Annotated in this window: 14 protein-coding genes; 6 read left to right on the top strand and 8 right to left on the bottom strand. The window is 70.8% G+C overall.

The genetic code is table 11. The features are described from left to right. Positions 1–9: 9 nt before the first annotated feature. Entirely contained in the window at positions 10–2,250 is a 2,241-nt protein-coding gene (locus tag ZF1_RS17150) for a hypothetical protein (RefSeq protein WP_482637779.1), read from the bottom strand. A 93-nt stretch (positions 2,251–2,343) separates the two neighbouring features. Here ZF1_RS17150 and ZF1_RS17145 point away from each other — a divergent pair, with 93 nt between their 5' ends. Together ZF1_RS17145 and ZF1_RS17140 are read left to right on the top strand one after the other, a co-directional pair. Continuing rightward, positions 2,344–2,466 carry a hypothetical protein gene (locus ZF1_RS17145; protein ID WP_255497748.1) on the top strand — a complete coding sequence of 41 codons (123 nt, stop codon included), beginning with the start codon at positions 2,344–2,346 and terminating at the stop codon, positions 2,464–2,466. A 231-nt stretch (positions 2,467–2,697) separates the two neighbouring features. After that, positions 2,698–2,856, top strand: a complete 159-nt coding sequence (locus ZF1_RS17140; protein ID WP_357438708.1) for a hypothetical protein — start codon at positions 2,698–2,700, stop codon at positions 2,854–2,856. Positions 2,857–3,125: 269 nt separating this feature from the next. Here the strand turns inward: ZF1_RS17140 and ZF1_RS17135 are convergent, their stop codons facing one another. The 5 genes from ZF1_RS17135 to ZF1_RS17115 all read right to left on the bottom strand — a co-directional run bounded on the left by ZF1_RS17135 (position 3,126) and on the right by ZF1_RS17115 (position 20,324). Then, positions 3,126–3,887 (bottom strand): hypothetical protein, encoded by a 762-nt coding sequence (locus ZF1_RS17135; protein WP_357438711.1) that lies wholly within the window; start codon positions 3,885–3,887, stop codon positions 3,126–3,128. Positions 3,888–4,186: 299 nt separating this feature from the next. Beyond that, complete coding sequence (locus ZF1_RS17130; protein ID WP_482637778.1) at positions 4,187–6,379, bottom strand: UvrD-helicase domain-containing protein; 2,193 nt, start codon at positions 6,377–6,379, stop codon at positions 4,187–4,189. After that, positions 6,380–12,769 (bottom strand): DEAD/DEAH box helicase, encoded by a 6,390-nt coding sequence (locus ZF1_RS17125; RefSeq protein ID WP_482637777.1) that lies wholly within the window; start codon positions 12,767–12,769, stop codon positions 6,380–6,382. Then, a complete protein-coding gene (locus ZF1_RS17120; RefSeq protein WP_482637776.1) occupies positions 12,766–17,532 on the bottom strand; it encodes a class I SAM-dependent DNA methyltransferase in 4,767 nt (1,588 codons plus the stop codon). The genes ZF1_RS17125 and ZF1_RS17120 overlap by 4 nt, the downstream gene beginning before the upstream one ends. After that, positions 17,529–20,324 carry a helicase-related protein gene (locus ZF1_RS17115; protein WP_482637775.1) on the bottom strand — a complete coding sequence of 932 codons (2,796 nt, stop codon included), beginning with the start codon at positions 20,322–20,324 and terminating at the stop codon, positions 17,529–17,531. Before ZF1_RS17115 ends, ZF1_RS17120 begins: the two co-directional genes overlap by 4 nt. 489 nt (positions 20,325–20,813) lie before the next feature. On the opposite strand from ZF1_RS17115, the gene ZF1_RS17110 reads away from it, so the two are divergent. From ZF1_RS17110 to ZF1_RS17095, 4 genes are all read left to right on the top strand, one after another. Then, positions 20,814–21,281 carry a hypothetical protein gene (locus ZF1_RS17110; protein ID WP_482637774.1) on the top strand — a complete coding sequence of 156 codons (468 nt, stop codon included), beginning with the start codon at positions 20,814–20,816 and terminating at the stop codon, positions 21,279–21,281. 50 nt (positions 21,282–21,331) lie between these two features. Next, positions 21,332–23,443, top strand: coding sequence for a DEAD/DEAH box helicase (locus tag ZF1_RS17105; RefSeq protein ID WP_482637773.1), 2,112 nt, complete (start codon positions 21,332–21,334; stop codon positions 23,441–23,443). A 116-nt stretch (positions 23,444–23,559) separates the two neighbouring features. Continuing rightward, entirely contained in the window at positions 23,560–24,183 is a 624-nt protein-coding gene (locus ZF1_RS17100; protein WP_482637772.1) for a DUF3558 family protein, read from the top strand. A gap of 69 nt (positions 24,184–24,252) precedes the next feature. Then, entirely contained in the window at positions 24,253–24,603 is a 351-nt protein-coding gene (locus ZF1_RS17095) for a PE domain-containing protein (protein ID WP_482637771.1), read from the top strand. 12 nt (positions 24,604–24,615) lie between these two features. Here ZF1_RS17095 and ZF1_RS17090 read toward each other — a convergent pair whose 3' ends face one another. After that, positions 24,616–25,539 (bottom strand): alpha/beta fold hydrolase, encoded by a 924-nt coding sequence (locus ZF1_RS17090; protein ID WP_482637770.1) that lies wholly within the window; start codon positions 25,537–25,539, stop codon positions 24,616–24,618. A 98-nt stretch (positions 25,540–25,637) separates the two neighbouring features. After that, complete coding sequence (locus ZF1_RS17085) at positions 25,638–26,588, bottom strand: SDR family oxidoreductase (protein ID WP_482637769.1); 951 nt, start codon at positions 26,586–26,588, stop codon at positions 25,638–25,640. Positions 26,589–26,647 lie beyond the last annotated feature (59 nt).

The following is a 26,647-nucleotide window of genomic DNA, read 5'->3' as shown; positions in this document are numbered from 1 at the left end:
TTCGCGGTGTTAGGCACGGTGGGCGTGCCAGTGGGAGACGAGGTACTCGGCCAGGGCGAGGTCGGAGGCGGCCGTGCCGGGGTCGGCGGCGACGACGGCGAGCCAGGCGACACGCAGGCCGGGCTCGGCCTCCGCCGCGTCCGGGTCCCCGTGCGCGGCGAGCCGGGCGACGATCGCGAATCCGAGCGAGACCTCCCGTGGGGAGGAGGCTCTGGGTGCGCGCACGTGCGTGAGCACCGAGAACAGCTCGCCGAACGCTGAGGCGTGCGCGAACGCGCGCAGCTCGTCCAGACCGGTGAGCGCGGTGGTGGCGGCAGGAGATGGAGCGTCCGTCACGTCGAGAAGCGGCTTCGGGGGCACGGGCCCGTCCCACCGTCGCTCGCCGGTCAGGATGTCCAACCCCGCGGGACTGGCATATCGTTCCGCGGCGTCGAGGAGCAGGGCCTCCTCCGTGCTCAGCTCAGCGGGAGACCAGTCCACGGCTCCGCTGCGGTAGGGCAGCAGCGGTGAGGTGAGGAGCAGCGACAGCAGGGGGCTGCTCTCCCAGAGCAGCGTGATCGCCTCGGGCCGGTCGACCCGGGCGAACCGGTGGGCGGCGAGCCCGGAGCGGACCAGGATGGGCACGGTTCGGTGCGCGGGCATCGCCGTACGGGCCCCGGCGACCAGCGCGGCGTACGGACGCTCGCCGAGGACCGCGGCGCACTCCTGGGTGACGAGCGCTCGGCTGCCCGCGTCGGTCGCGGGTCCGCCTGCGTCCGCGGCCGCCCAGAGGAGGCGGTAGGCGGCGATCCCGGTGGGCGGGGGCGCCTGGCCGGCCAGGTAAGCAGCCGCCTGGAATTCCACTCCGGACAGGGCGGTCGGCACCCGGTTCGGGTCGCCGATGCGGAAGGACCGGTCTGTCCGGCTGGCGAGGTGGGGTGCGCCAACCCGGACGTCCAGCAGCCCACCGTGGACATAACCCGGGCCGAGCGGCACGGCGGACTCGCCGGGCGCGACGGTGACCTCCCACGGCCGGAGCCATGGCGTGAGCGGCGACGTCACCCGCACGACGAGCTCCGGTGCGGGGTCCCGGTCGACCAGACGCAGCTCGTCGCCGCGGCGGAGCACCGCCTCGGCCACGGCGGAACCGCGGATCCGGGCGACCTGCGCGGTGAAGCCGTCGCCGAGCACGAGCGAGAGCGCGAGGCTGCCGTCGGAGCGCACAGAGTCGAGCAGCTCGGCGAGCCGGTACCGGTACACGCCGTCGGCCACTCGGGCTCCGCGGACCAGCTGGTCACGGCCGCCCGCGGGATCGGTGGCGACCAGCGCGGGGACGTGACCGAGCGCTTCGCGGAGGCGGGCGGGCAGCTGCACGTCGAGGCATGCGCCGTGGGCAAGGTCGTCGAGGGTGAAGGCCTCGGGCCGGATGCCCCAGACTCCGTTCTCGCCCGCCAACCGGCGCCGCAGCGCGCAGTGGGGGAGTTCGACTACGGCGTCCAGGCGGTGCGTCGAGTCCGCGGCACGGATCGTCACCGATGTCCGCATCTCGATCGACTTCAGCGACACGACGGAGGGGACCAGCACCCCGGCGGGGGCGCTGAGCCTGACGTCGGCGGAGGTGAGTCCGCCGCTCTCACGAAGCAGCCGCAGCCGGCGCCTCGCCGTCAGCGAGACGCCCTGGGCGAGGGTTACCGATGCCCGCACCGGCGAATGCCCCGGCGCCGAGGCGGCGACACGGAACCGCCCCACCAACGGCCCCGTCGACCCGTCCGCGAGTGAGACGACGGCACCACCGAAGGCGGTCCACCGCCGGGGGAGCGCCGCGCCGTCGCGTAGCAGCTCGACGGTCCAGGTCTGGCTCGCGCCTCCGGGCAGACGGAGCCGCGGGGGCTCCCCGTGGACCGGCTCGCCGTCCGGCCCCAGGAGCCCCTCGATGGGTTCGCCGAGCAGCAGGTCGGCTTGTGCGGTGCTCTGCACCGGCCGCCAAGGACCCGGCGGCGGCCCGAAGTCCACCGCCGAGCGGATGGCAGCCGCGCCGGCGAGCGACACCCGCGCGAGCCACCACCGGGACCACCCGACGGGCGGCGTCGCGTGCTCCAGGACCTGCCAGGTCCCGTCGACCGCGTCCGCCGTGGGGGTACCGAGGTGGAGAACCCACACCTCGCCTGCGGGTAGGGCGGCACCGGCGGGCAGCCGGGCTCCGGTCTCGTCGAAGACGATGAGCGGGTCCGTGATGTCGACGACGTCGACGACGTGGACGCCACCGAGCACGTCCGTGCAGGTCGCGATCCGCGAAGGCCGCGCTAGCAGGAACCCGTTACCGGCGCGAGGACACTCGCCCCCGCCCACCAGGACGGAAGCCCCGTGGCGTTCGTCGGGGAAGGCGACGACGAGTGCACCTCGTTCGAGATCGAGCCGCAGGAGTGGAGCAGCCACCACCGACCCGACGGCGCCGCTGGCCCGCACAGCAGCGGTCAGGCCCGGTGAGCGAATGTGGCCTCGCAGTTCCGGGTGCATGGCCCATGCGTGAGCCCATCCTGCGAGCCAACCGGTCGCCGGACCGCCGAGCACCGCCGCCAGGGAGGCCGTGAGATCCTCAGCGCGCCGGGCCAGCCACGCCGTCGCGATGAGGGTGCAGGCGGGCCACTTGGCGAAGACCGTGCCAGGATCGGAATCGGGCGCCTCGCGGAGACGGAGCCGCTCGTACGCCGCGAGCGCTTGGAGGAGAAGCTCACGGCGGTGGGCTTCGCCCGGGTCGGGGTCGGCGCCGATCGCGTCGACGAGATTCCCGTCGTACAGGCGCTCGGAGTCGTCGAGCAGGTCACGAGGCCGAACGGACGCGGACGCGGGGGCTTTGTGATCGCGAAGCGTCAGTAGCTCCATGCCCGTCCCCCTTGCCCTTACCCCTACCGCGCCAAGCATGATCGACTCAGCGCGGATGCGGCAGAGTGCGATCGTTTCACCCCTATGGGTCACGGTAGTGCGCAGGGGTCACACGGGATCGGCGAGCCTTCGTCGAAGGACCGCGTCCTACTGTTTCGTGTTGAGCCGAACTGGCACCCGTTCGCGGGCATCGAGACGATCCGCGGCCGCTTTTTGCACTGGTAGCCGGACGTCGGGAGCGATCCCGAGCGAGTGGGTTGTCGTCAGTCGACCTGCACGATGGTGCCGGGACGGCTGAACGAGGTCGGATCGGCTGCGTCGGCGAAGGACCACGAGGTGATCGTGACCGACGACGGAACGCGGTAGACGTAGGTCATGTCGGCCTCGAAGCCGGGCTGCAGGGCGTCGTTGCATATGGGGTTGCCCTGGATCTTGTAGAGGCTGTCAAGCGGGTCGAACTTCCGTCCACGGTCGTCGATGAGCGCATTAGCGATCGGAGAACTGCAGGTGAGGTCAATGCTCTTCTGCCCGTCATTAACGACATGAGTCCGGACGGCGAAGTAGCGGGCGTCGTCGCCCGGTCCCTGAGGTGCGTAGGTCGCCGAGGTCGACCCTGCATTGTCGGACACCATGACGTCCGGCACGAACTCCGCGGAGGTCACGGTCACAGTGATGCCCCCATCGGTCAGCTGGTCGCCCACCTCACCCTGTGCCGCGGGGGCGGACGCGACCGGAGTTTCTCCTCCGCCGGTCGGGGACGAGGCCGACACCGTCGGGGCGGACGCCGTGGGACCTGCTGCTGGTGTGCCGGCAGGCGCCAGAGCCAGGGCGACGATCACCGCCGGCACGGTAGCGATCACTCCGCCGAGCACCATGCCGCCGAGCAGCAGAGGCCACCGGCGTGGACGAATCGGGGCGGCGAGCGCCGCCGGCTCGTCGGGCCCCGAATTCTGCGGGGGGACTGTCGGCGCGACGTACCCTGTGACGAACGAGTCGGTGGAAGGCTGCTGGGTGGTCTCGGACATCCCGTGCTCCTTAGGCCTGGCGGCCGGACGTGCTGCGGCCGAATGGCCGGTTCACCCTCGTGTCGCGCGATACCGTTTGCCCGTTTCTCTGTTCATCACTTTCGATGACGGTCGCGCTCGTCTTCGGGCGAAGCCCCGCTGCGCCGCTTCCGGTGTGATAGCCCCGGTAGAGCACCCGTTGCAAGCCAGCGCCGCGTCGCGCCGAAGGTGCTGGTGAGCTCAGTCCTGCTTCTGTTGGCGGTATGAACGCCCGCCACGAGAACGGGTGTGGCGGGCCTGCTCGTAGCAGAGCGCTGCTGCTAGACCCCGCGCTGGATCACCGACAGCTCGTCACGGGCTCGGGTGGCGGCGACGTAGGTCAGGGAGCGCGTGCGGAGTTCGGCGTCGTGGCGGCCGGACTCGTCGAGGACGGCGAGGCGGGCGGTCTCGGCGGCAGTGCGCTGCCCGACGTCCGCGAGGACGACCTTGGTGAACTCCATGCCCTTGGCCCGGTGCATGGTCATGACCAGCGGCTTTCCCGTGGTGGGCTGCTCGCGATCCACAGCGCGGACCGGGACGCCGCGTTCGGTCAGGCCAGTGACCACGCGTTCGCGCTGGAAGCGGTCCTGGACGAGGACCGCGATGGTCTCGGGGGCCTCGCCGGCCTCGAGCCAGCCCGTCAGCCGGGCGGCGATCGTGTCGAGCTCGCCGGTCAGCGACGTGACCTGGTCGATCCTCGGGTTCGGGCCGGAGCGGGCGGACCGGTAGCCCGTCGCCTCAGGCTCCTCCTCCAGATCCACATAGGAGCCACCCTCGAGGATCGAGAGCGCGTAGTGCAGGTTCTGGGCGGTGGTGCGGTAGTTGAGGGTGAGTCGCCGGGAGCGGCCGACGATCTTGATGCCGTAGCGGCTCAGCACGGTCCGGGGGCCGTAAATGCGCTGGTGGGAGTCCTCGGCAATGAACAGGTCGTCCGTACCCTCCGCTGCCAGGGCGCGGAGCAGCTGCCAGTGGGAGGGGGAGAGGTCCTGGCCCTCGTCGACCAGGACGTGGTCGGCGAGTGGGCCGGTCTCCCGCAACCGCGCGGCGGCGACGGCGGCGGCCTCGCCGAAGTCCAGCGTCCCGTCGATGCGGTTCTGGGCTCGGTAGGCGGAGATCAACGCCCACACGGCGGCGCGCTTGCCCCGGTCGAGTGCGACGCCGCGGCCGGGGCGCCGCACGCGGAGGTACTCGGCCTCGGTACCCACGGCGTGGGGCAGGACGATCATCGAGTACTCGGTGGCCAGGAACGTCTCGTTGGCGATCTCGGGCGGCAGGTCGGTGCCCGCCGTGTCGAGGACGGCCCGCCAGCGGGTGCCGGAGACGCGGCCGTTCGGGCTCGACCGCTCCTCGCCCAGCACCGACTGCACGGCCTTCGCCACGTCGCCGCCGCGGATCACTGCGGCGGCGAGAGCATCGACGCCCGCGATGAACACACCGGGATCGCCGAGCTTCGCGGCCTGTGGCACCCGCGGGTCGAGCTGCGCCAGGCTCTCGCGGAGGGCGTCGGCCAGGTTCGTGGTGAACGTCGTGAGAACGATGCGGGCCTGCGGGTTCTGCCGGGCCACCCGCCGCGCGCGGTGGACGAGCACGACCGTCTTGCCGGTCCCCGCGCCGCCGGACAGCCGGAACGGACCGTTGTAGTCCTTCGTGACGTAGGTGCGCTGCTCGGGATGCAGGAACACTCGCCACGCGCCGAAGTCCCCGTCCTCGATGACCCGGCGCAGCTCGTCCTGGTCGTCGATGAAGGCGAACTGCGCGGCGGCGGCCGGCTTGCGGAGCGAGACGAGGAGCTGGTCGTCCTCGGTGCCGATCGTCGGCGCCGGGCCGTCCAACTGGAGCTTGTCGTGGATCTCGTCGATCGAGTCCGTGCTGGTCAGATCAACGAGTAGGAGCCCAATCCAGCCCTCGTGCCGCTGCGCGAGGGTGAGGACGGCGTCCTCGTCCGGCGCGGCGAGGGCCGCGTCGGCGATCTCCTCGGGCAGGCCGAGCCGGTCGACGAGCGCGGTCCGCGTCCGCCCGCGCCGGACCAGCAGCGGCTTATCGACGACCGGTTCGTCCGCCTGCACGACGGCGTCCGGTTCCGCGACGACAGTGGCGCCCGGCTCCGGCACCGTCGGTTCGGGCACAGCGGGTGCGTCCGGCCCCTCGGGCGTCTCCTCGATCTGGGGCAGCCCGTTGATCGGGTTGACCTTCAGCCGGACGCGTTCGGCGACCTTGTTTGCCTCGTCATGCGGCCAGACCCCGTGAATGACGTAGTGCCGCTCCCCGTCGCCGTCGAGGCGGAACATGACCGCGCGCCAGAAGTCGTCGACCCGGCCGGTGCGCACCCGCGGGTCTGCGGCCCCCTGGATCGGCTCGACGTGCAGCCCCGGGACGGTGTCGTCCGCCGACAGCTTCTGCAGGAAGGCCATCGCCTTCGATCGCACCGAGCCGTCGAGCTTCTTCGGCCATTTAGTCATGATGAGCGTGGGCACTTACGCCTCCCCGGCCTTGCTGAGCTGCGCGATGATCTCCGCCGGATCGGGCGGGACGACGACCCAACCGGCTGCCGCCAGGTCCGTGCGGTCCTCGGCGGGCATGTCCTGGGTCTCGACGACGATGTTCAGGCTCGGCCAGGCGACGTCGATCATGATCCCCTCAGGGCTCTCCCCGCCGATCGCGGGCGCCAGCGGGGCGCCAGCCGCGGCGAGGGCGAGCACGAGCTCACGCTCGGACCCTGGGCGCGCCTGGTCGACCACTTGCGTCCAGTCTTCGGGAAGCTCCGGAGGATCGGCCACCGCTGAGATCGCGGGCGCAGTCACCGGGACGGCGACGGGCGTGGCTCCGAGCGTCGTCGTCGAGACGGCCGTCGGCCAGTCGCGCAGGGCGAGCGCGTTCGAGAGCTGCAGCCACTCCCGCCACGAGTCGCCGTGCGCGGAGTCCAGCACCTCGGGGCGGTCGTCGAGGACGAGTGCGGTACCGACGAGCGGGCCGTCCAGCTCGATGGCGACTGCGCACGACCCGGAACGCCAGACCATCGCCTTGCGCGGACCCGACGACGCCGCGTCCGTGCCCAGCAGCACCCTCCGGGCCGCCTCGGAGAGCTCGGCCTCCGCCGGGAGCAGGACGACCGCGGTCTGGGCCAGCAGGAACATCGGCACCGCCCTGGCCACCGAGCGGACGTGTGCGGGCTCGGGGGAGGACACCCAGCCGAGCAGCCAGTCGACCGGGCCCGAGCGCAGCGCCTGGTAGGCGGCGGGCGAGGCCATGAACTGCACGTTCGCCATGAGCTGTCCGACGGTGGCGTCCGAGTACCAGGCCGGTGCGGTCACGGAGCCCTCTTCCGCCGCGACCACGTCCCGCGCCGACACCGAGACCACCACCCGCCCGGTGTCCCGCAGGATCTGCCGCTTGGCGGCGTCGTCGGCGAGCCGGTTGTGTGTCACCGTCGCGTGGAACGTGAGCCCGTCGGTGAAGATTGCGACCGCGGGCACCGAGGCGTCGTTGGTCTCCAGCACGAAGTCCGGGCGCGAGTTCTCGACGTTCACCTGCGGCGTCAGCGTCCACTGCCGCGGCTGCCCCGGGATCGTGAACCGCACGGAGTTGCCGAACGGGCCGGGGACTTCTTGGGTCGCTGCGCCGATCTTCTTGAGCCGCTCCACGAACACCTTCCGGAAGCGCTGTTCGAGGTGGGACTCGGGGTCCTCGGTCGGCGGGACCTCCGTGATCGTCCAAGCCGGCACGTCGTCAAGGCTGGAATCGTCAGGCCGGAACCCGAGCAGCGTGCGCAGGTGCCGTTCCGCCGACGCCCGGGATGCCCGTCGGACCTGGCCGGGCGCGACGAACGGGAGCAGGCAGCGGTGGCAGGCCAGACGAGGCTCGGTGCGGCACCCGCAGTCCCGCACCCGCTCCCACGCCGTCGCCAGCAGCGATCGCAGCACGTCAGACTGGACGAGCTCCGCCAGATAACCGGTCCCACCGGGGACTGCGTCGTGCAGCAGGATCGCCTCGTGGTTGTCCGAGCCGTCGCTGAGCGTCGGGTCGACGACGTGCTCCACCCGGATGTGGTCCGGGTGCCCGCCGAGCTGCTCCCGCAGCCCGAGCAGCAGCGCGGCGGCCAGGCTGGGTGCGGCGAAGTCGTCTCCGATGGTCACGGCGCTGGGCAGCCGCAGCAGCAGGCCCTGCGTCCGTAGCGTCCGGGACAGCGCGACGGTGGTGGTGTGCTCGTCCGTCGACGTCCGGTACCGACACCACGGCCGGTGCTCGTGGGCCTTGTTCTGGCCCGCGTCCGTGTCCAGCTTCCCGCAGCCCTCGCACACCCGGAACAGCGCGCCGGAGATGTCCTCCCCGGCGATCGTGCGGGTGGCGCCGTGCCCGGCGGTTCCGAGGTTGACCCACCGGATCGTGAGCGCCTTCAGGTACGTGCAGCCGAGCCCGATGTCCTCAGCGAACCACCGGTCCCCGAAGTCCGCCGGGTCCACGTCCGCCGCCGTGACGACCTGGAAGTAGCGGTTGTCCCGCTGGTCGCGCCGGTCGGTGATCGTCGCCTCGTCGCGGCGGATCTCCGCGGTGACGTGCGACAGCTCGACGACCCCGAGCCGCTGCCCCATGTCGCCGACACCGCTGCTCCCGCACCGCGGGCACGTCGGCACAGACTTGGTCTTGCCCTCCGCGTCGACGTCCACGGCGTAGCCGCAGGCCGGGCAGAACACCCACGGTCGGATCGCCACCCCGTCCACCCCGAGGTCGACGGCGTCGATGGTGATCTCCAGCCCCCGCGCGTAGAAACGGGCGCCGGGCGCGAACTCCCGGATGGCCTGCGCCGAGCCGCGCTGGATCCGGGCGTGGTCGGTCTGGAACTCCTTCGAGTCCGGGTTCATCCAGCTCAGCCCGACGTCGAGGGTGACGTTGTCGTCGAGCAACGTGTAGTTGGGCAGCAGCCCGTACTCCTCGAGCACCCCGATCCAGTAATCGCCCTGCAGGTGCGCGAGCTGCCCGGAGGTGAGCTTCCGCGCGGTCTCGGCGGAGCGCTGGGCACGACGATCGTCCTCGGTGGCAGCGGTGGACTGGGCCTGCGCGATGAGGGCGGGCAAGGCGTCGTCGATCGCCTGCTGCCGGTGCCTCAGCTCCTCGACGGTGCCCTGCCAGCGCCCGCTCGCCGCGTGCACCTGGGCGGCGAACGCGCTGGTCCCGGGCCCGCCGGGCGCGGCCAGCCACTCTCGCAGCCCCTCGACGACGTCGGCTGGCAGCGCGCTGAACGCGCCGAGGAACCGGTCGAGGTGCGCCGACGCGTGGGTCTCGGCGTGGCTGATCAGGTCGCCGAGGAACGTCCCGGGCTGACTAGATCCGATGGCGCTGCGGGCCCGACGAGGGTGAGGTCGGGTCTCGTCGCGGGCGAACTCGTCCGCGAGGTGCGCGGTGTACTGGCGGCGCAGGATCTCCTCGGCACGCAGGTAGGTCGCGGGCGGCCGGACCTCGCCGTTGATCACCGAGAGCGGGTCGCCGAGCTTGGGCAGCTGCTCGCCGCGCCCGGTGATGAACGCCAGGTTGAGCGCGTTGCCGGTGAGCCGCCCCGCGCGGCCGACGCGCTGCAGGTAGGAGGCGACGGTGCGGGGGAGCGAGGCCAGGACGACGGCGGAGAGGTCGCCGATGTCGATGCCCATCTCCAGGGTCGGCGTGGCGACGAGGACGTTCGGCGTTGCCGGGCTGTCCTGTGCGCCCTTGAACCCGTTCTCGTAGGCCAGCCGGACCTCATCTTCCAGGAGGCTCGTGTGCTCCCGAGCGACGACTCGTCGCATGTCCGGGGAGGCGTAGAGCCGCTGGTAGAAGTTCTCCGCGAGTGGGCTCGCCTGCAGCCGTCCGGTGCAGGTCACCAGCATGCACGGGGCGCCGGTGAGCTGCTCCACCGTGGTCGTCGAGCCGGTGACCGGGGCCCGGCAGGTGCCGCAGACCAGCAGGTTCCGCTTCTCGCGCAGGTCCTCGGGCGTCGTCGGGCTGACGACGACGCCGCCCGCCGGGATGGCGAACACCGCGGCCCCGGACGTGCTGGTGATCGAGGTGAGCACCCCGTCGCGGGTCAGCTGTTCGAGCAGCAGCCGGGCCAACCTGCCGCCGTCGGTAGGGCTCACGTCGAGCACCCGGGAGGTCCACTGCGCGTACCAGGACTTGGGCGTGGTGACCGGCTCCAGCCCCTCGCCCGCGGGGTCCCCGCTCCCGCCGATCCGGGGGTAGCCGGGCGCCGGGCGGCCCCTGGGGAAGGCGGGCATCCCGTCGCCGCGCGGGCGGCCGCCGGAGACCCACCAGCGGTTGCCGTCCTCCTGGCGGTAGCGCTCGAACCACGGGTGCTCGACGGCGCCGAGCGATCGCATCCGGTCCAGCAGCCCGCGCACCCACTGCAGCAGCACGGCGTCCGGCTGCTCGCCGTCCGCGGTGTCCGATCGGGTCTGCACCGCGACGCCAGAGAGCACCTTCCGCGCCGCGGCGATCATCTTGGGCGGCTGCCCGGCCTCGACGTCGACGGCAGCGGAGCCGGTGAGCTCCAGGGTGCGGCCGGTGCGGGAGTTGAGCCCGAACTCCAACATCGCGTCGAGCGCGAGCCGCTTCTGCACCCGCGACCGCACGCTGATCGGGATCTGGCGGTACTTCTCCGCCGTCCAGAACGGGGTGAACGACTCGCGGTCCGCGCAGTCCGGCGCGAGGAGTCGGTAGCGCTTCGAGGCGTCGTCTCCCGCGCTGCGCATCACCTCGTCGACCAGGCCGTCGAGCGTGAGCGGCCCGTCCGCGACGGCCTCGCGCAGAACCGCACGCAGGGTCAACGTGTGCGAGCGGGCCTGCACGAACCCGGCGCGGTGCGCGGCGTCCTGCACGGAGTCGGTGAAGACCAGCGCCTTCTTCTCCCCGGGCGCCACCCGCGCCGACCCGAACAGCGTGGACAGCGACACCGACAGCAGCGTCGCGATCGCGCTGCCCAGGAACCGGATCCCGTCCTCCTGCCCGCAGGCGGGGCAGGTGTCCTTGCGGGAGTCCTCGTCCGCCTCCTGCCCGGCGTGGGTGAGCACGGGCAGCACCCACCCGTCGCGCAGGTCGGGATCGTCCTCGGCCGGGGTGGCGGTGAGCAGCTCGCGGGTGCGGACCGAGAACCAGGCCAGGCCGGACGTCGGGGTCTCACCGCCGAACACCGCGTCAGCCTCGGTGGCCGCGGACATGAGCGGCCGGAAGCGGCCTTCGCGGCCGGCGTGGTCGCGGCGGATGGAGTCGTCGTTCGCGGCGAGGCTGCCGCCGACCGGCGCCAGCCCGACGCCCCAGCCGGACCGTCCGCACCGCCGGCAGTACAGCGCGGGGAACGACGGCCGGACGTCCTCGGCGTCGTGCACCCCGGTCGGCGGGCCGTCGTCTCCCCAGCGGAACACGGCGGTCGGATCGGCCGCCCGGTCGATGCGGGTCAGCTCGCGCACCCACAGGTGCGCCTCGACGGACAGCGCGTCTCGCCCCATCGCGGCCCGGACGTGCCCGAGCGCGGCGACGACGCGGGACAGCAGGCTCTCCCACGCTGGGTCGCGCCCGGTCGCGGCGAGGCTCGGCGTCGCCGTCGGCCCCACGACCCGCTCGACGAGTGCGCTCAGGCTGAGTGCGTCCCCGGACTCCCGCGCCATGGCCGCGACGAGTGGATGCGCCTGGCTCAGCCGCAGCAGCAGGTCCGCGCCCGCGGTGGCGAAGTCGCCGGGCAGCTTGCCGTAGAGCAGCGCGAACACGGCCCGCGCGAGCTCGGCGCCGTTGGGATCCTCGCCGAGCAGGTCGAGCGCGGTGTTGACCTCGGCGACACGCAGCTCGGAGATCGGGGTGGGGGAGTAGCCCATCGCGGTGAGCACCGCCGCCGAGCCCTCGGCCCACTCGTCCTGGGTGAGCCGCGACTCCGTGACCACCGCGTCCGGCCCGAACGGCTCCCCGAACACGGTCTCGGCGAACTCCAGCATCACGCCGGGATCGCCAGTGCCGTCCTCATCAGCGCGGCCCCCGAGGGTGGCGGAGGTGGCGACGGGGGTGATCCGGCCGAGCGGTCGTGCCCGGTCCTCATCGGACAGTCGGGGGTCGGTGTCGCTCCAGTAGCTCTTGAGCGTCATCCCGAGCCGCCGCAGCAGCATCGCGACGTCCGTGCCCTGCGCGCCGTCGTAGGTGTGGAACTCGTCGAGGACGAGGTAGCGCAGGCTCGTCGAGGACGCGCGCCAGATGTTGCGGTCCGCGTGCCGCAGCAGCAGCTGGTCGAGCATCTTGTAGTTGGTGAGCAGGATGTCCGGCGGCTCGTCCTGGATGATCCCGCGGTCGGTGATCAGCCCGTCCTCGGTGACCATCGTGCGCGGCGCGTCGTTCTGCCCCGTGTAGAGCGCGGCGGTGACCGAGCGCAGCGCGGAGTTCTGGGTGATGAAGCTGGTGAGGCGAGCGGCCTGGTCGTTGGCCAGGGCGTTCATCGGGTAGAGGATCAGCGCCTTCGTCCCGGTCACGCCCTCGCGCTTGGCCCGCAGCACGTGGTCGAGGAGCGGGTAGAGGAACGCCTCGGTCTTGCCGGACCCGGTGCCGGTGGTGACGAGCGTGGGCAGCGGTCTGTCGTTGACGAGCGAGGAGAGCCGCGCGAACGCCGCCGCCTGATGCCCGTACGGCGTGTGCCCCTCGTACCACTCCAGGCTCTGCCGCCAGCCCTCGTCGGCTGGCCGGAACGGCAGCCGCAGCCGTGCGTAGGGCCCTTTGAACATCCCGGATTCGGGATCGCCGAGGAAGCGATCGAGGGCATCGCGCGCGCCGGGATCGGTGAGGCCGAACGTCGTGGTCAGGTAGTCGACCAGGCTGTGCCGGATGCTCCCGGCCTGGATCGTGGGGAGGAGCTCACTCATGAACGCTCCGCAAGCCGCCGCTCGAACTCCGCATACGCGACCCGCATGTCGTGCTCACGGTCGAGAGTCTGGAACGGCAGTTCGTAGACGTAGGTGTTGCCCGCCTGGTTGGTGGCGGTGCGCTCCTCCTCGGAGATCCGCTCGCCCTTCTTCCGCCAGACGGTCAGCACGGAGTTGGGAACCAGACGGCCATTCGCGTCGTAGAAATAAGTGTTGCGGTCGTAGCCGTAGAGGACAGCGAACTGGGTGCGGTAGATGGTGCAGAGCTCGTCGGAGGTAAGTCCGAGACTTAGTGCGACGAGGGCGTCGATCTCGAGAAGAGCCTGACGGCGATCAGCGGCGAGCCTAAGCGGAACAGCGTAGTTCCATGCGGAGCTGATAGAGCCAAGGTCGGGGCGACGCCGATGCTGAAGCCCGCCGGTCCACGTATCTGCCGCAAATTCCGCCATCCAGCAATCGGACCATAGATCGGCGTATGCGTCAGTGATGACATTCAGTCGAAGTGTTCGTAGAGTCAGTTCGTTTGAGAGTGGGCCGCTGACGTACGGAAGTCTGTTGGCGGTGCTTGATCGAATATCAGATTTGGGTGCGACTCTCACTGAGAAGTCAGATACTATTGAGCTCATTGAGCCGGCGAGAGCTACGAGCTCTCGAGGGTCTCCATTTGGCAGTCCCGCAGAGAATACGCCATCAATATGTGCGGGACCGGGAGGGATGAGCGCTGGTATGAATGTCCGTTCGCCAGTGTTAGCGGCCATCTTCCGCCATGCGATCCGATAGTAGTCCCGGGCTGGCAGGGGATTTTCTTCGTCTCCCCAGTCGGTGTAGTCACAGTCGTATGTGTAACGGTCGCCCGTGGGCCTATATCCGGTGACCGGGACGCTCTCAGAGGCCAATCCCTCAATGTCGACGCTAGACCAGTCGGTGTTGTGCAGGAGGGTCTTGTTCGGGACTTTATAGAACGGGGTTGACACGAAGATGTGTGACCCTTGAAGGATGGCGTCGTCCCAGGACGCGGGTGCACCCCACTTGGTCTCGAATCGCCCCTTCTTTCGGTCTCGGCTTTCGTCCCAGCCGCGCGAGAAACTCAGGTCGAACTCGGCAATGCGCGGTGCCTGTGCGATCTTCCGGAGCACAGCGGATGCTGCCCTGTTCACCGCATAGATCATGCGTGTGTGTTGAACAGGGACTTCGGATGTTTCGAGGACTGCGTGCCATGTGGCCAGGGTTTGCTCGGTCACAAGCGTGACTCTGCCGCGGTGAGGTCGAAGGTCCCAGTCCGCCTTCTCGTCCTTAAAGCCCGGCTCAGTCCCCGATCCGTCATGTGCCAGTGATCTTAGAACCGTATCGGGGTGATACAGCGACACTGCATTCAGGAATGCGGCTTCCGGCCGCCGTGAACCGTAAACGTTCACCCCGTAATGCTTCTGGTGTTGTATATCGAACAGCTGAAGCTCATTGATAAATTCCCAATGTCGCCGAAGGCGGCGATAGGTCTCGGAACGAAATTGTCCAGCCTTCTCGTCAGTGAAATGGGTGTCAAGGTGGATTAGACCCATGGTTCCGCGAGGAGATGAAAGGCGCCAAACCTGCTCCATAAAGCAGCGATACAGGTCTGGCTGTAATCCGCGGAGATGTGGAAACTGCGCAGTTGAGCCCAACGCTGCGATGGTGCAAGATGCATCAGAAATGCCATTGACTGTCAGGTCTGAGATTCCTGGAAGAGATAGCGTTGCCGTCTGTCTACTAGATAACGCTGCCTGGCTGGGCTTCACCGCGAGGGCCCACCACGGGTCGCCCTCGGCAAGGAGGGGGGCGGCATCAGTACGTGGCCTAACCCAAGGCGGATTGCCAACCTGGAGATCGAAACCCCCGCGCGCAAAGATTGCGACAAAGTCGAGATTCCAGTGGAAGAAGCCATGCCTCTCAGTCACACGTTCGCACACCACTAGCCATGGATGGGCAGCCATGGTCGCTTCGATTGACCGCGCCCCCCCGAAATCCAACTCCAGCGCCTCTGCATGACCAAGCTCGTCCCAGCTTGTCGCCTCTCCGAGGGAGATCTGTCCGGGCCCAGGTCTCCGAGTGCCCCTGGCAGGCGCTCCTGCGAGGTCAGGGTTTCGCCCAAGGAGGCTTCGCAAGCCCGCAATCCATTGGTCGATTGTTGGGGGGACGACGTGCTGTCCATCAACGCTAACCGCGGCATCAGTCAACGGCCAGAACCAGAGAGCCGCCCATGCATCCATAGCTCTGCGTAGTCGCTGGTAGGCGCCGCTGCGGTCCGCAAGCGTCGTTTCAATCTGCTCACGCTGTATAGAACCACCGGAGGGTAGATCGCCCGCGCCCCACAGCGGAATGGATCGACGAACCTCGTCTTCCGCGATCCGCATGCGGCGGTAAGAGATTTGCCAGAGCGTCTCTACTCGACTCGCCAGCTCAGTCAAGGCGTCGACCTGACCACTTGTCAGCTTGACTCTTATCGAACTGCGCCACGCCTTGAGGGCCTTTAGTGCATCCGGCGCGACAGAGGTGACTAGCCCAGCGGCCTCGGTTGTATCCGCGGCCGCGCCCCAGCCGTCGGCGGGCAGGAGGAAGTGGTGGATGCCGTCGCCGAGATCGGAGGCGATCCGGCCGGCCTCGATGTCTGCGGGCAGCGAGGTGAGCGGCAAATCCTTCGGTACCGCGGAGAGCCAACTCTTGTCGGCGACCTGGCTACGGCGGTACACCGCCCGGCGGGCGCCGATGAGGGAGTTGCCGCGCTTGAGGTGCAGGCCGAACCACGGGGCGGAGAGCCCGGAGACCATGGTGTCCAGCCACAGCGAGATCTCGGCGAGCTCGACCGCGGTAGCGTTGAGGTCCACGCCGTAGACGTTGTGCAGCGCCAGGTAGGCCTTGACCTCCTGCAACCGGCGCGGGTACTCGTCCGGGTCGATGCGCTCGCCCAGTTCCTCCTGCCGGCGCTTGAGGTACTGCTCCGCGAGCTGCCGCACCGCCTCGATGGCGAAGGCACCGGAGCCCAGCGCGGGCTCGCAGACCGTGAGGCCGAGGATCTCCTCGGCGCTGGTGCGCGTGCCGTCCTGGTCGAGCAGCTCTTCTAGGGCTTGGCCGACGGTGAACCGGGTCAGCACCTCGGGGGTGTAGTAGGAGGCGGACTGCTGGCGCTCCCGGCCCGCGAGCCGGAACACGAACGACCCGGCCTGGTGCAGGACCGGCTTCTTCTCGCCCGTCCGCGGGTCCTCGGCCTTCACGAAATCGGCGGCGGCGATGCCCTCGGACCGGCTCACCGGCACGACCCACGAGCCCTTGCTACTGTCCCCGCCCTTCGCTACCTCGTAGAGATCGGTCTCGGCGAAGAAGCCGGTGTAGGACATCAGGCCCTCGTACACCGCGCCGAGCTGGTTGATGCCGAGCTCGGCGTAGGAGATGAAGCCGCGGTCCTTCCCGCTGCGCTCCTTGCTGAGCAGCAGATGGGCGAGCACCTTCTGCAGCGCCGCGTTCCCCAGCCCGACGGCGTCGATGAACCGCGTGGCCTTGGGCAGGAACAGGTCCGCGCGAAGGGCATTGAAATGCAGCCCGTCGGAGGGGCCGGCGCCGTCCTCGTCGTCGGACTCGGACGTGACCACCACGGGTGCGTGCCCGGTGTCGACCAGCCCGAACAGCACCGCCAGCGACTCGTAGAGGTGCGTGCCGGCCTGCGCCCGCGGGGTGGCGAGCTCGACCTGCACCAGCTCGCGGAGGCGGTCGAGGCTGTAGCCGGCGTCGTACTCCGCGGCACCGGCGGGCAGCACGCCCAGCTCGGGGGACGCCTCGGCGTAGAGCAGGAACAGCACGCGATAGAGGAAGCGCAGGGACTGCTTGGCCAGCTCGTTGGCGTCCGCACCCGGGAGCGGTTCGAGGCCCTGCGCCCTGCGCCGGGCCACGACCTCGTTCGCGATGATCTCGATGGACAGCCGCACACCCTCGCGGAGATCCTTCGACACCCCCACGGTGTGCTTGACCGACTTCTCGAGGGTCTCCAGCCACCAGAGCTTCCCGGCGGCGTCCGGCGCGACGGACTCGGCGGACAAGCAGGTCAGCGCGCGGTCGATCTCCCCGCCGCGCTTTCCCTCGTTGCGCTCGCAGATCAGCTGCAGGTCCACGGCGAGGTAGCGGCCCTCGGCCCAGCGCTCCTGCTCGGCGAGGATGATCCACCGCCCGGCCAGGATCAGGGCGAGGGCCGGGGCGGCGGACTCGTCGACGAACAGCGCCGACACCAGCCGCGCGGCGGAGGTGAACTCCGGCCCGTCGTCGGTCAGGGCGAGCGGCTCCAGCAGCGTGGGCTGGTCCTTCGCCAGGGCGTCCTCGTGCGTGACGGCGGGGCGGGCGAGCACCACGGCCAGCGGCGCCCGCTCAGTGATGCCCGCCGCGGAGATCCGCCACAGCGGCCCGGTCTCGGTGACCTGGAGGCCGTGCTGGCGCAGCTCCAGGACCTGCACGATCTCGGTGTAGACCTCGCGGGCAGCCTTGGCGACGGTCTCGGCGTCGTGCATTACGGCGGCCTCGGGATCGGCGAGCTCGGCCAGCGCGGCGAGGTCGACCTCCAGCTTCTGCCGGACCTTCGTGAACCGGGTGCGCGGGGTGGGGCGGTCGGCCTTCTCCTCGGCGTCCCACGTCTTGCGCCGGGCCAGGACGTCGGCGTGGAACGACTGGGCGGTGGCCTCGGAGCCGAAGTAGTGCTCGGAGATCCAGCTCTCGCCGACGAGGATCGCGTCCGAGCCGCTCACTGCTGCGCTCCCATCTCCGGAACGACGACGAGCAGCGGCCGCACCAGCTGCCGGTCCGGTCGCATCGCCTCCACCAGTTCCTTCTCCTGCGCCACCGTGACCCGGCGTTGCCGCAGTCCTGCGTTCTGGGTGGCCTTCTCCGCCTCGGCGTCCCAGCGGTCGAGGCGCTGGGACCAGGAGTCCACCCAGCGGGCGACGTCCGCCTCGTTGGCGGCGACCAGCGACCCCATCTGTGCCTGTGCCTTCTCGACGGCGGGAGTCACGAGTCGCTGCAGGTCCGCGACGTTCTCGACACCCCCGGGGTTGTCGCGCCTGCGGTCCCAGCCGACCGCCGCGAGCATCGCCGCCGCGGACTCGTGCGGGGTGAGCAGCGCGAAGTCCGGGACCGGGAACGCCACGCTCAACCAGGTGGCGGCCACGATCTCGCCGCCGCGGTTGGTGAGGGTGCCGAGCAGCAGCACCGTCGGGTCGTCGACCTCGCCGCGGACGGCGAAGATCTCGTTGCGGCCCAATGAGGACAGCGCCCGGTCCGCGGCCCAGCCGAGGACGGGGTGCAGCGGGCTGAGGTAGTGGGCGTCCGGCCAGTTCGAGCCGGTCTCGTCCTTCAGTGCGGCGGCCAGCCGGTCCTTCCCGCGGGAGGTCGTCGTCGCCAACACGAGCCGCGAGGTGACCTTGCGGTCGGTGAGGTAGGTCTGGGGGAGGACCTCCAGACGTTGGGCGAGGTCGTCCGGCGGCACGAGGGACGCCGTGCCGAAGGTGGTGTCCTGCCGCCACTCCACGCCGTAGTTCGAGACGGGGTTGGTGGGATCGGTGAACGCAGCGGCGAGGGCGGTGTCGAGGTAGGCGAAGTCGCTCTCGAAGAGGCCGGTGCCCGCGGTGGGCACGACCGTCGGGGCCGGCTCGGGCGCGGGGGCTGCGTTGCTGAGCTGGGCGAACAGGCTGGAGAGGTCGCTCCCGGCCTGGACCTGTGCGGGGGTGCGGACGACGTCGTCGAGAGACTTCTCGCGCGCCAGCACGCTGCGGATCTGCTCCTCCTCGGCCTTCACGTCGTAGGAGCCCATGAGGGAGGCCGCGTCCCCGAGGGCGGTGTGCGCCTCGTTCTCCTTCTCCATGAGGCTGCGCAGGATGCGGACGTCCCCGGCGAAGCGCTCGCTCGCGGGGTCGAGGAGCAGGGCGGTGATGCGCGGCGGGTGCTTCTGGCCGTAGCGGTCGATGCGGCCGTTGCGCTGCTCGATGCGGATCAGGCTCCACGGGATGTCGTAGTGCACCAGCTCGTGGCACTGGGCGTGCAGGTTCACGCCCTCCGAGGCGACGTCCCCGGTCACCAGGATCCGGACCTTCGCGCTCTCCTGCTTGAACTCGCGGACCACGCGCTGCTGCTCGTCGTCCGCCAGGCCGCCGTGCATGATCTCGACGGCGCTCGGATCGAGCCCGAGGTCCTTCGGCAGCTTCTCGGCGAGCCAGCGGAGGGTCTTGACGCGCTCGGCGAACACCACGGCCCGCTTCGGGGAGTTCTTGCCGACGCCGGTGCCCTTCAGGTGCTCGACGAGTGCCGTGTACTTGGCCGACGGCTGCACGAGGGCGTCTTGGGTGAGGTCCATGAGCCGCTGGAGGGCCGCACGCTCGACGTCGGCTTTGGAGTCCGGACCCAGTCGATTGGTGCGCTCCTTGATGGACTCCTGCAGCGCGGCGGGGGAGGAGAGGAACGCCTTCGCCAGGGTCCAGGGGAACAGCGCGGAGTTCTTGCCGGAGTAGGGGCTCGCGCCCTGCGGCCACAGCCAGACGTCTTCGAGCTCGCGGGCGATCGCGTTCTCCGCGGGGTTTGCCGGCACCAGGACGTTGTGCGGGGGTTGCCGCTCGGCCCAGTCCGCCCCGACGACGGACTTCACCTCGGGGCTGTGCCGGTGGCGTCGGATGACGAGGTGCTCGATCTCCTTGGCGTTCAGCTCGCCGGACGGCGGCACCGCGGACGGGTCCAGCAGGCGGATGAGCTCGGCGAACGACTCCTTCTTCCCATTGTGCGGCGTGGCAGACGCCAGGATCAGCGCCTCGGCGTTGCGGGCCAGGATGCGCGCGAGCTTGTTGTTCTGCGTCGCGTTGTTGGCGAGGTTGTGGGACTCGTCGATCACGACGGCGTCCCAGCGCTGCTTCTTGAGGCTCGCTAGGTAGCGGTCCGACTTGAGCGTGTCGATGGAGATGATCACGCGCTTGAAGTAGGTGAACGGGTTGCGCGTGGCGGGCAGCTTCTGGCGCACCCGCTGGATGCCCGCGGAGTCGAGGCGGACAAAGGGCAGCGCGAACCGCGTCCACATTTCGTGCTGCATCTGCTCCAGCACGTGCCGCGGCGTGACGATCAGGATCCGCTCGCCCCGCCCGCGTCGGACCAGCTCGGAGAGAATCATCCCGATCTCGAGGGTCTTCCCGAGCCCGACGGCGTCCGCCAGTAGGATGCGCGGGCGGAGGTTCTCCGGGTCGAGGGCGCGGCGCACCGCGGCCTGCTGGTAGCTGAGCGCATCCGCCAGGCCCTGCGTCGCGACGGTCAGGGAGCGGTCGCCGAGCGGGATCGGGGTCTTGCGGAAGGTGGACTCCACCCACAGCCGCGCGGTGCGGTAGTGCGGGCTTGCGTCCGCCACGACCCGGGCATGGGCGGGGTCCAGCGGACCGATCGTGTCGAGGCTCGCGTAGAAGCTGGCGGTGGTGTCCCGCACCAGCTCGGTGAGCCCGCGGACGTGGACCAGCAGCCCGTCCGCCGTCTGCTCGGTGGACTGGACGAACCAGTCCTCGTCCCGCACGACCACCACGGAACCGGGCGCGAGCGCCTGCCGGGCCTGGGACTCACTGGTCGCTGTGATGGCGGCTCCCCCTTCGTGCGGAGAGACTTCTGGCTGGATGCACCACCGAATCCCTCCTGGATCGTGCGTGTCCAACTTAGTGGGGTCGTCACGTGATGCTCACGTGGGCTCACGATCGGGTGAAGTCCACTCGTCGAGCGGAGTGACTTCCCCAGCTACGGCCCGAATTCTCGATGGATGGGGGGAAGCGGACATCATTGTGGGGCGAAAAACAAAACCACCCGGGGGTACTGCAGTAGGCCGGTTGTGGAGTCCTGGGATCGGTGCTACCAGCACCAGAACGCATGGTCGTGGGGAGTCGGCCGGTACCGGACGTGGCAGGCCGCTCGGCGGCGTGAGCGAGCGGCCGTCGCTCGCATTCCTCGACCGCGGGAGCCCGCGCCGACCGGTCGGCTGACGGAGCGGCAGAAGGCCGAGATCGCGCGGTCCGTGCTCACCGTCGGCTGGCGGCGGACGGTCGCTGAGCAGCTCGCCACGGCGCTGAACGACGACGTGTGGCGGTCCGCCCCGCAGTGGCGGACCGGCCGCGTCGACTGCTCGGTCCTCGCCGAGCTCGCGAACGAGGTGGACGCGGCGAAGAGGACCGTCCACGACGCCGTCGGGAAGGTCGCTGCGCGAGCGGCGGAGCGACTGGGTCGACGCTCGCTCGAACAGCAGATCTTGGCGGCGTTCGCCCGCCGGATCCCGCTCCCCGGGGACGAGCAGGCGGACGCGGTCGCCCACGGGCTGCGGGTGACGGGGGTCTTCGTGTGCCTGGTGGGGAACGGGGAGGTTCTCTCCTGCCCGTGTTTCCGGGCGCTGGCGAAGGACCGGACGAAGCAGGAGCTCACCGAGCTGCTGGAGCGGCGGCTGGACGAGATCGTGGCCGAGTACCGAACCCGGTGGCAGCAGCAATGACCCGAGTTCTGCGAAGATCGAGGGGTCGGTGATCGTCTGAGGGGGAGCTGATGGCGGACGCTCGGGACACGGTGGCGGCCGCCCGTGACCTCGCCGCCCGCGGCACCGCTCTGCTCGGACGGGTCGAGGAGCTTCGCGCTCGCGCCTCGCGCCAACTCGACGCCCTGAAAGCGGACGAGGTGCAGCGTCGGCTGCAGGCCATGCCGGTGTCCGCGCTCAAGGAGGCGGCCGGGCGGGGCGTGCGGTGGGCCGCTATCGAGCAGGCCGGGCTGCGGAGCGTCGCCGACGTGCAGAACACGCGCCGGCTCGTCGGGGTGCCCGGTGTGGGGGAGCGGTCCGCGGAGCAGGTGACGCGTGCCGCGCGGGCCGCGGCGGTCGCGGTCCGGGGTGAGACCCGATTCCGATTCGATCCCGACCGGGCCACGCGCGCGCAGGCCGAGCTCCTCGCCACCCTCGCCGCGTTGAGGGCCGCCGAGGATGCGGAGGCCCTCCGGCCGCACCTGGGCCGGCTGTTGGACCTCACCGAGTCGCTCGCCGACCAGGCCTCGGTGCTCGGCAGCTGGTGGAAGCGGAACCTGGTCGGGCGGCGCAGGCGCGCCGAGGCCCAGCGTGCGCTCGACGACCTGGCGGGCCTCCTCGCCGAACCCTCGACGAGCGCGGTGGTCGCGGGCATCGCGGACTACGAGCAGCGTGTGGATCCGGGCGCCTACCGGCAGCAGCAGCTGTGGGCGGACTACGGCCGGGACGCCGCCGCCATCAATGCCCTCCTGTCCACGGTGGACGACCGGGTGGACGAGGAGTCGGCGCAGGGGTTCGTTCCGGACGAGCTGCGGCAGCGGATCGTCGCGGTGCCGCTGGACACCTCGCTCCTGCGTGCGACCCTGCGCGGCTACCAGCAGTTCGGCGCCCAGTACGCCCTGCACCAGGAGCGGTCGATGCTCGGCGACGAGATGGGCCTCGGGAAGACGTTGCAGGCCCTCACGACGATGTGCCACCTCGCTGCGAACGGGCAGCGGCGGTTCCTGGTCGTCTGTCCGGCCAGTGTGCTGGTCAACTGGCTCAAGGAGACCGAGCGATTCACGATGCTCTCCGCGCACGTCCTGCACGGGACCGAGCGGGAGGACGCGGGTGCTCGCTGGCTGCGAGACGGCGGGGTCGGTGTCACCACGTTCGGCACCCTTGCCCGGCTGCCCGAGGCTGTCCGGGACGCCGAGACCGCCTTGCTGGTGGTCGACGAGGCGCACTACGCGAAGAACCCGGCCGCGGCGCGCACCAAGGCGATCGCGGCCGCCGCAGGGCGTGCCCAGCGAGCCCTGTTCCTCACCGGCACCCCGATGGAGAACCGGGTCGAGGAGTTCCGGGCGCTCGTCGGGCACCTGCAGCCGTGGCTGGCCGCACGGATCGACGCGCGGGACGCGCTCGCCGGTGCCACGGCGTTCCGTCGCGCAGTCGCGGACGTCTATCTCCGGCGCAACCAGGACGACGTTCTCGACGAGCTTCCGGAGCGCATCGAGACGGAGGCGTGGGTGCAGCTGACCGGGGAGGACGCCGCGCGCTACCGGGCAGCGGTCGCCGCGGGCAACGTGATGGCAATGCGGCGGGCGGCGCTGGAGTCGGCCGACTCGGCGAAGCTGGAGCGGATCAAGGAGATCGTGTCCGAGGCAGCCGGGGACGAGATGAAGGTCCTCGTGTTCAGCACGTTCCTCTCGGTCCTGGACCTGCTGGCCCGGGAGCTGCCCGCGGTGTCCGGGCGTATCGACGGCTCGGTGGCGCCTGCAGCGCGCCAGGAGCTCGTCCAGGATTTCGCCGACCGCGCGGACCATGCCGTCCTGCTCAGCCAGATCGAGGCTGGTGGGGTCGGACTGAACATCCAGGCCGCCTCCGTCGTCATCCTGGCGGAGCCGCACTGGAAGCCGAGCGTGGAGGAACAGGCGATCGCGCGCGCCCACCGCATGGGCCAGGTACGGCCTGTCCAGGTCCACCGCATCCTGGCCAAGGACTCCATCGACGAGCGGATCGCCGAGATCCAGCAGGGTAAGACTCAGCTGTTCGACGCCTTCGCACGCCGCAGCGAGGCCAAGGAGCGCGACGCTCGCGCGATCGACCCCAGCTCAGTGGAACGGCAGGTCGTAGCCGCTGAGCGGGAGCGTCTGAGACTTTAGGTGGTAACCGGCGGTCGTCCGGTCGATCACGTCCGCCGACGGCGGCGAGCACGCCGTTCTCCAACGCAGCGGCGGTTCGACGTTGCCATTCCACACCATCTTGGTGGACGCCACTCGTGGACGAGTTCGCCCGATCATCGTCTACGGGTCCGGTACGGTCGTTCCACGCTGCGCGGGAGGGGTACATGAGGGCGTGGTCCGGTGCCTGGGCGGCGTTTCTGATGACGGTGGCACTCGCCGGGTGCACGTCGGCCCCGGCGCAGCCGACGGGCCCGTTCCCGGTCCGTCCGGCCGCCATCGAGGTGATGCGGCTCGATCCGTGTCGCGCGCTGACCGCGGAGCAGCTGGCCGCCCGCGGCCTGCAGGACGCCCGTGTGGAGCGGTTCGATCCCGAGTTGAGTGCCGGAACGTCGCATCGGTGCAGCTGGCGGGACCTGTCCACCGTCGACTTCTCCTACGCGGTCCAGATGATCCCGCAGAGTGCGGCCCCGGCCGTCGGGACGGACGGGGCGGTGGTGGGTCAGGTCGCCGGGTACGGGACCGTGCGACTCACCGAGCGGGAGCAGGCGTCGCCGCTGTGCGAGATCCTGGTCGACATCGCCGACGATGCGCTGATGCGCCTGCAGGTCCAAGCGGTGGGTGTCGACCGGAGTGGAGCCTCGCCATCGATCGACCGCACGTGCGGGGAGGCTGACCGCCTGGCGGCTGACGCCATCACCACCCTCCGCGCGGCGTCGTGACGTTCGCGATCGCGACGGCATCGACCTGTCCCGGACCGGTCGCGGCGGCGTATCCCTAACCTCCGCACGGTGCGCATCCCGGCGGGCGATCCCCGCGGCACCTCCTCGGACACGATGATGACGCAGGTAACGGTGGACTCCGTGCTCGCCGTGCACGCACGGCTGGCCGTTCGTGCCGACGAGGTCTTCGCCGTGTTGGACCGGGCCGGAGCTCTACGCGACATCCCGGCCGCAGCGGACGATCCGGTCTCGCGCGATGCCCGGGATGCGTTCCAGCGCAAGATCGATGCAATCCTGGACAAGCACTGGGCCTACCACCGAGAGCTGGGGGAGGCGGTGTCCCGGCTGCGCGAAGCGGCCCGCGAGTACGGCCACACCGACGACGCGGTACTCGACGCCCTCGCCCGGGCCCGTTCCTGATCCGGACCGGCCTCAGCCGACCCGGGGGATCCCCAGGATCCGGCGGCGCAGCGCGTCCCGGTCACCCTCCGCCGGTGCCGTCCCGTCGACGAAGTCCCGCAGCAGTCCCACGAACCGCTCCGGCTGCTCGGCGTGCGGGAAGTGCCCCGCGCCGTCGAACACCTCCAGCCGGCTGTCGGGCAGCCGGTCGTGCGCGGCGAGGGTGTGGGCGAGCGGGATGACCCGGTCGCGGTTCCCACCGACCAGCAGCACGGGCACCTCTTCGAGCAGGTGCAGGCGCTGCGCCCCGTCGAGCCGCTGACCGGACGGCTCCAGCGCACCCCGCGCGGTCTGGACGAACGCGCCGCGGGTGCCGCGGTCGGCGAAGGTCTCCAGCGCGGTGTGCACACCGTCGATGTCCGAGCGCGGCACACGACCGACGCGGTGGGCGAGCCGGTGCGCGGCGCGCCGCATCCACGGCGGGGTCAGCGACGCCGCCGAGCGGAGCACCAGCTCGGTGCCCGGCAGGCTCGCCGCGCGCAGCGCGAGGGTCAGGTCGTGGCCGAGACCGCCGGAGGACACGAGCACGACCCGCTCGGTGAACTCGGGGAACTGGTGCGCGAACTGCATCGCGACGCCGCCGCCGAACGAGTGCCCCACGATCGTCGCCCGCTCGACGTCGAGCGCGGCCAGCAGGTCCCGCAGCCCGGTCGCGTACCCGCCGAGGGAGTAGTCGCCGCTGCGCGGGGCCTCGCTGGCGCCGTGGCCGAGCAGATCCGGCGCGATCACGTGCAGCCCGCCGCCCAGCGCGTCGAACACCGGGGCCCAGGTGCGTGAGCTCGCGGCGAGACCGTGCACGAGCAGGACCGTCGGGCCCTCGCCGCGGCCGGTCTCGCGGTAGCTCACACGCTGTCCGTGCAGCAGGATCTCGCGCTCCTGGGGGGACTGGTCCGCCACTGGGCACCTCCGTACGTCGACGTCTCCATGATCCCCTCCGGACGGGCCCCCGGCGGTGGGGCCCGCCGGTGTCCTGGAGGCGTCGGCGAGGGGGGCTGTCAGGGGGTGGCCGCGCCGTCGAACGACACCCGGGCCCGCTGCTGAGACAGCTCCCACACCCGGCGGGCGGCGTCGGCGTCGCGCAGTGGGCGGTAGAGCTCCTGCTCGGCGGGTGGTCCGCCCACCCGGCCCGGACCCTTCGGCCCGTAGAACACGGCGTGCCCGGCGTCCGGGGCGGTCGCGGCGAGCAGCGCGGGCAGCCCCGCCGAGTCGGCGGTCCCGACCAGCAGACCGGCCCGGGACAGCGCCCCGATCACCCGTCGACCGGCGGACCGCCGTTCGCGGCCGAGATCGGGCCGAGCGTTCAGGAGGTTGGTCGGCGCGACTCCCGGGTGCGACAGGTTCGCGGTGATGCCCCAGCCCGCGGCGCGGCTGCGCCGGTCCAGCTCCAGGCCGAACAGCCCGAACGCGATCTTCGAGTGCCGGTAGGCGGCCATGCCGTCGTAGGACCGCTCGGAGTCCGGGTCGTCCCACAGGACCGTGCCGCGGGCCGCGGCGACGCTGATCTGGCAGACCACCCGGGCGCGGCCCTCGCGCAGCAGCGGCAGCAGGTGCGCGACGAGCGCGACGTGACCGAGGTGGTTGGTGCCGAACTGCAGCTCGAACCCGTCGGCGGTGCTGCGCCGCTCCGGCGGGGTCATCACACCGGCGTTGTTGATCAGCAGGTGGACGGGGCGTCCCTCCGCGCGCAGGGTCTCCCCGAGCGCGGCGACCGAGGACAGCGAGGACAGGTCGAGCTCGCGCAGCGAGACGGCGGCACCGGGGTGCCGGTCGCGGATCCGGTCGGCGGCGGCGGCGCCCTTCGCGGCGTTGCGGACGGGCAGCACGACCTCGGCACCGGCGGCGGCGAGCCGGTCGGCGATGCCGAGCCCGACGCCGTCGCTGCCGCCGGTGACGACGGCGCGGCGCCCGGTCAGGTCGGGGAGGATGAGGTCAGGGGTGCGTGGCATGGGTCCAGCCTGGCCGGGTCGTGGCGCGGTAACCACGGATCGTCGATCCGTGGTTGCGG

This window comes from Pseudonocardia sp. ZF1 (assembly GCF_056835605.1).
The sequence above is the reverse complement of the archived record's forward strand: the minus strand, read 5'-3'. Positions and strand labels throughout refer to the sequence as shown.

Coding starts and splice junctions, on each gene's coding strand:
- ZF1_RS17125 (WP_482637777.1), bottom strand. CDS start 12,769: ATGAGTGAGCTCCTCCCCACGATCCAGGCCGGGAGCATCCGGCACAGC.
- ZF1_RS17105 (WP_482637773.1), top strand. CDS start 21,332: ATGGCGGACGCTCGGGACACGGTGGCGGCCGCCCGTGACCTCGCCGCC.
- ZF1_RS17135 (WP_357438711.1), bottom strand. CDS start 3,887: ATGTCCGAGACCACCCAGCAGCCTTCCACCGACTCGTTCGTCACAGGG.
- ZF1_RS17085 (WP_482637769.1), bottom strand. CDS start 26,588: ATGCCACGCACCCCTGACCTCATCCTCCCCGACCTGACCGGGCGCCGC.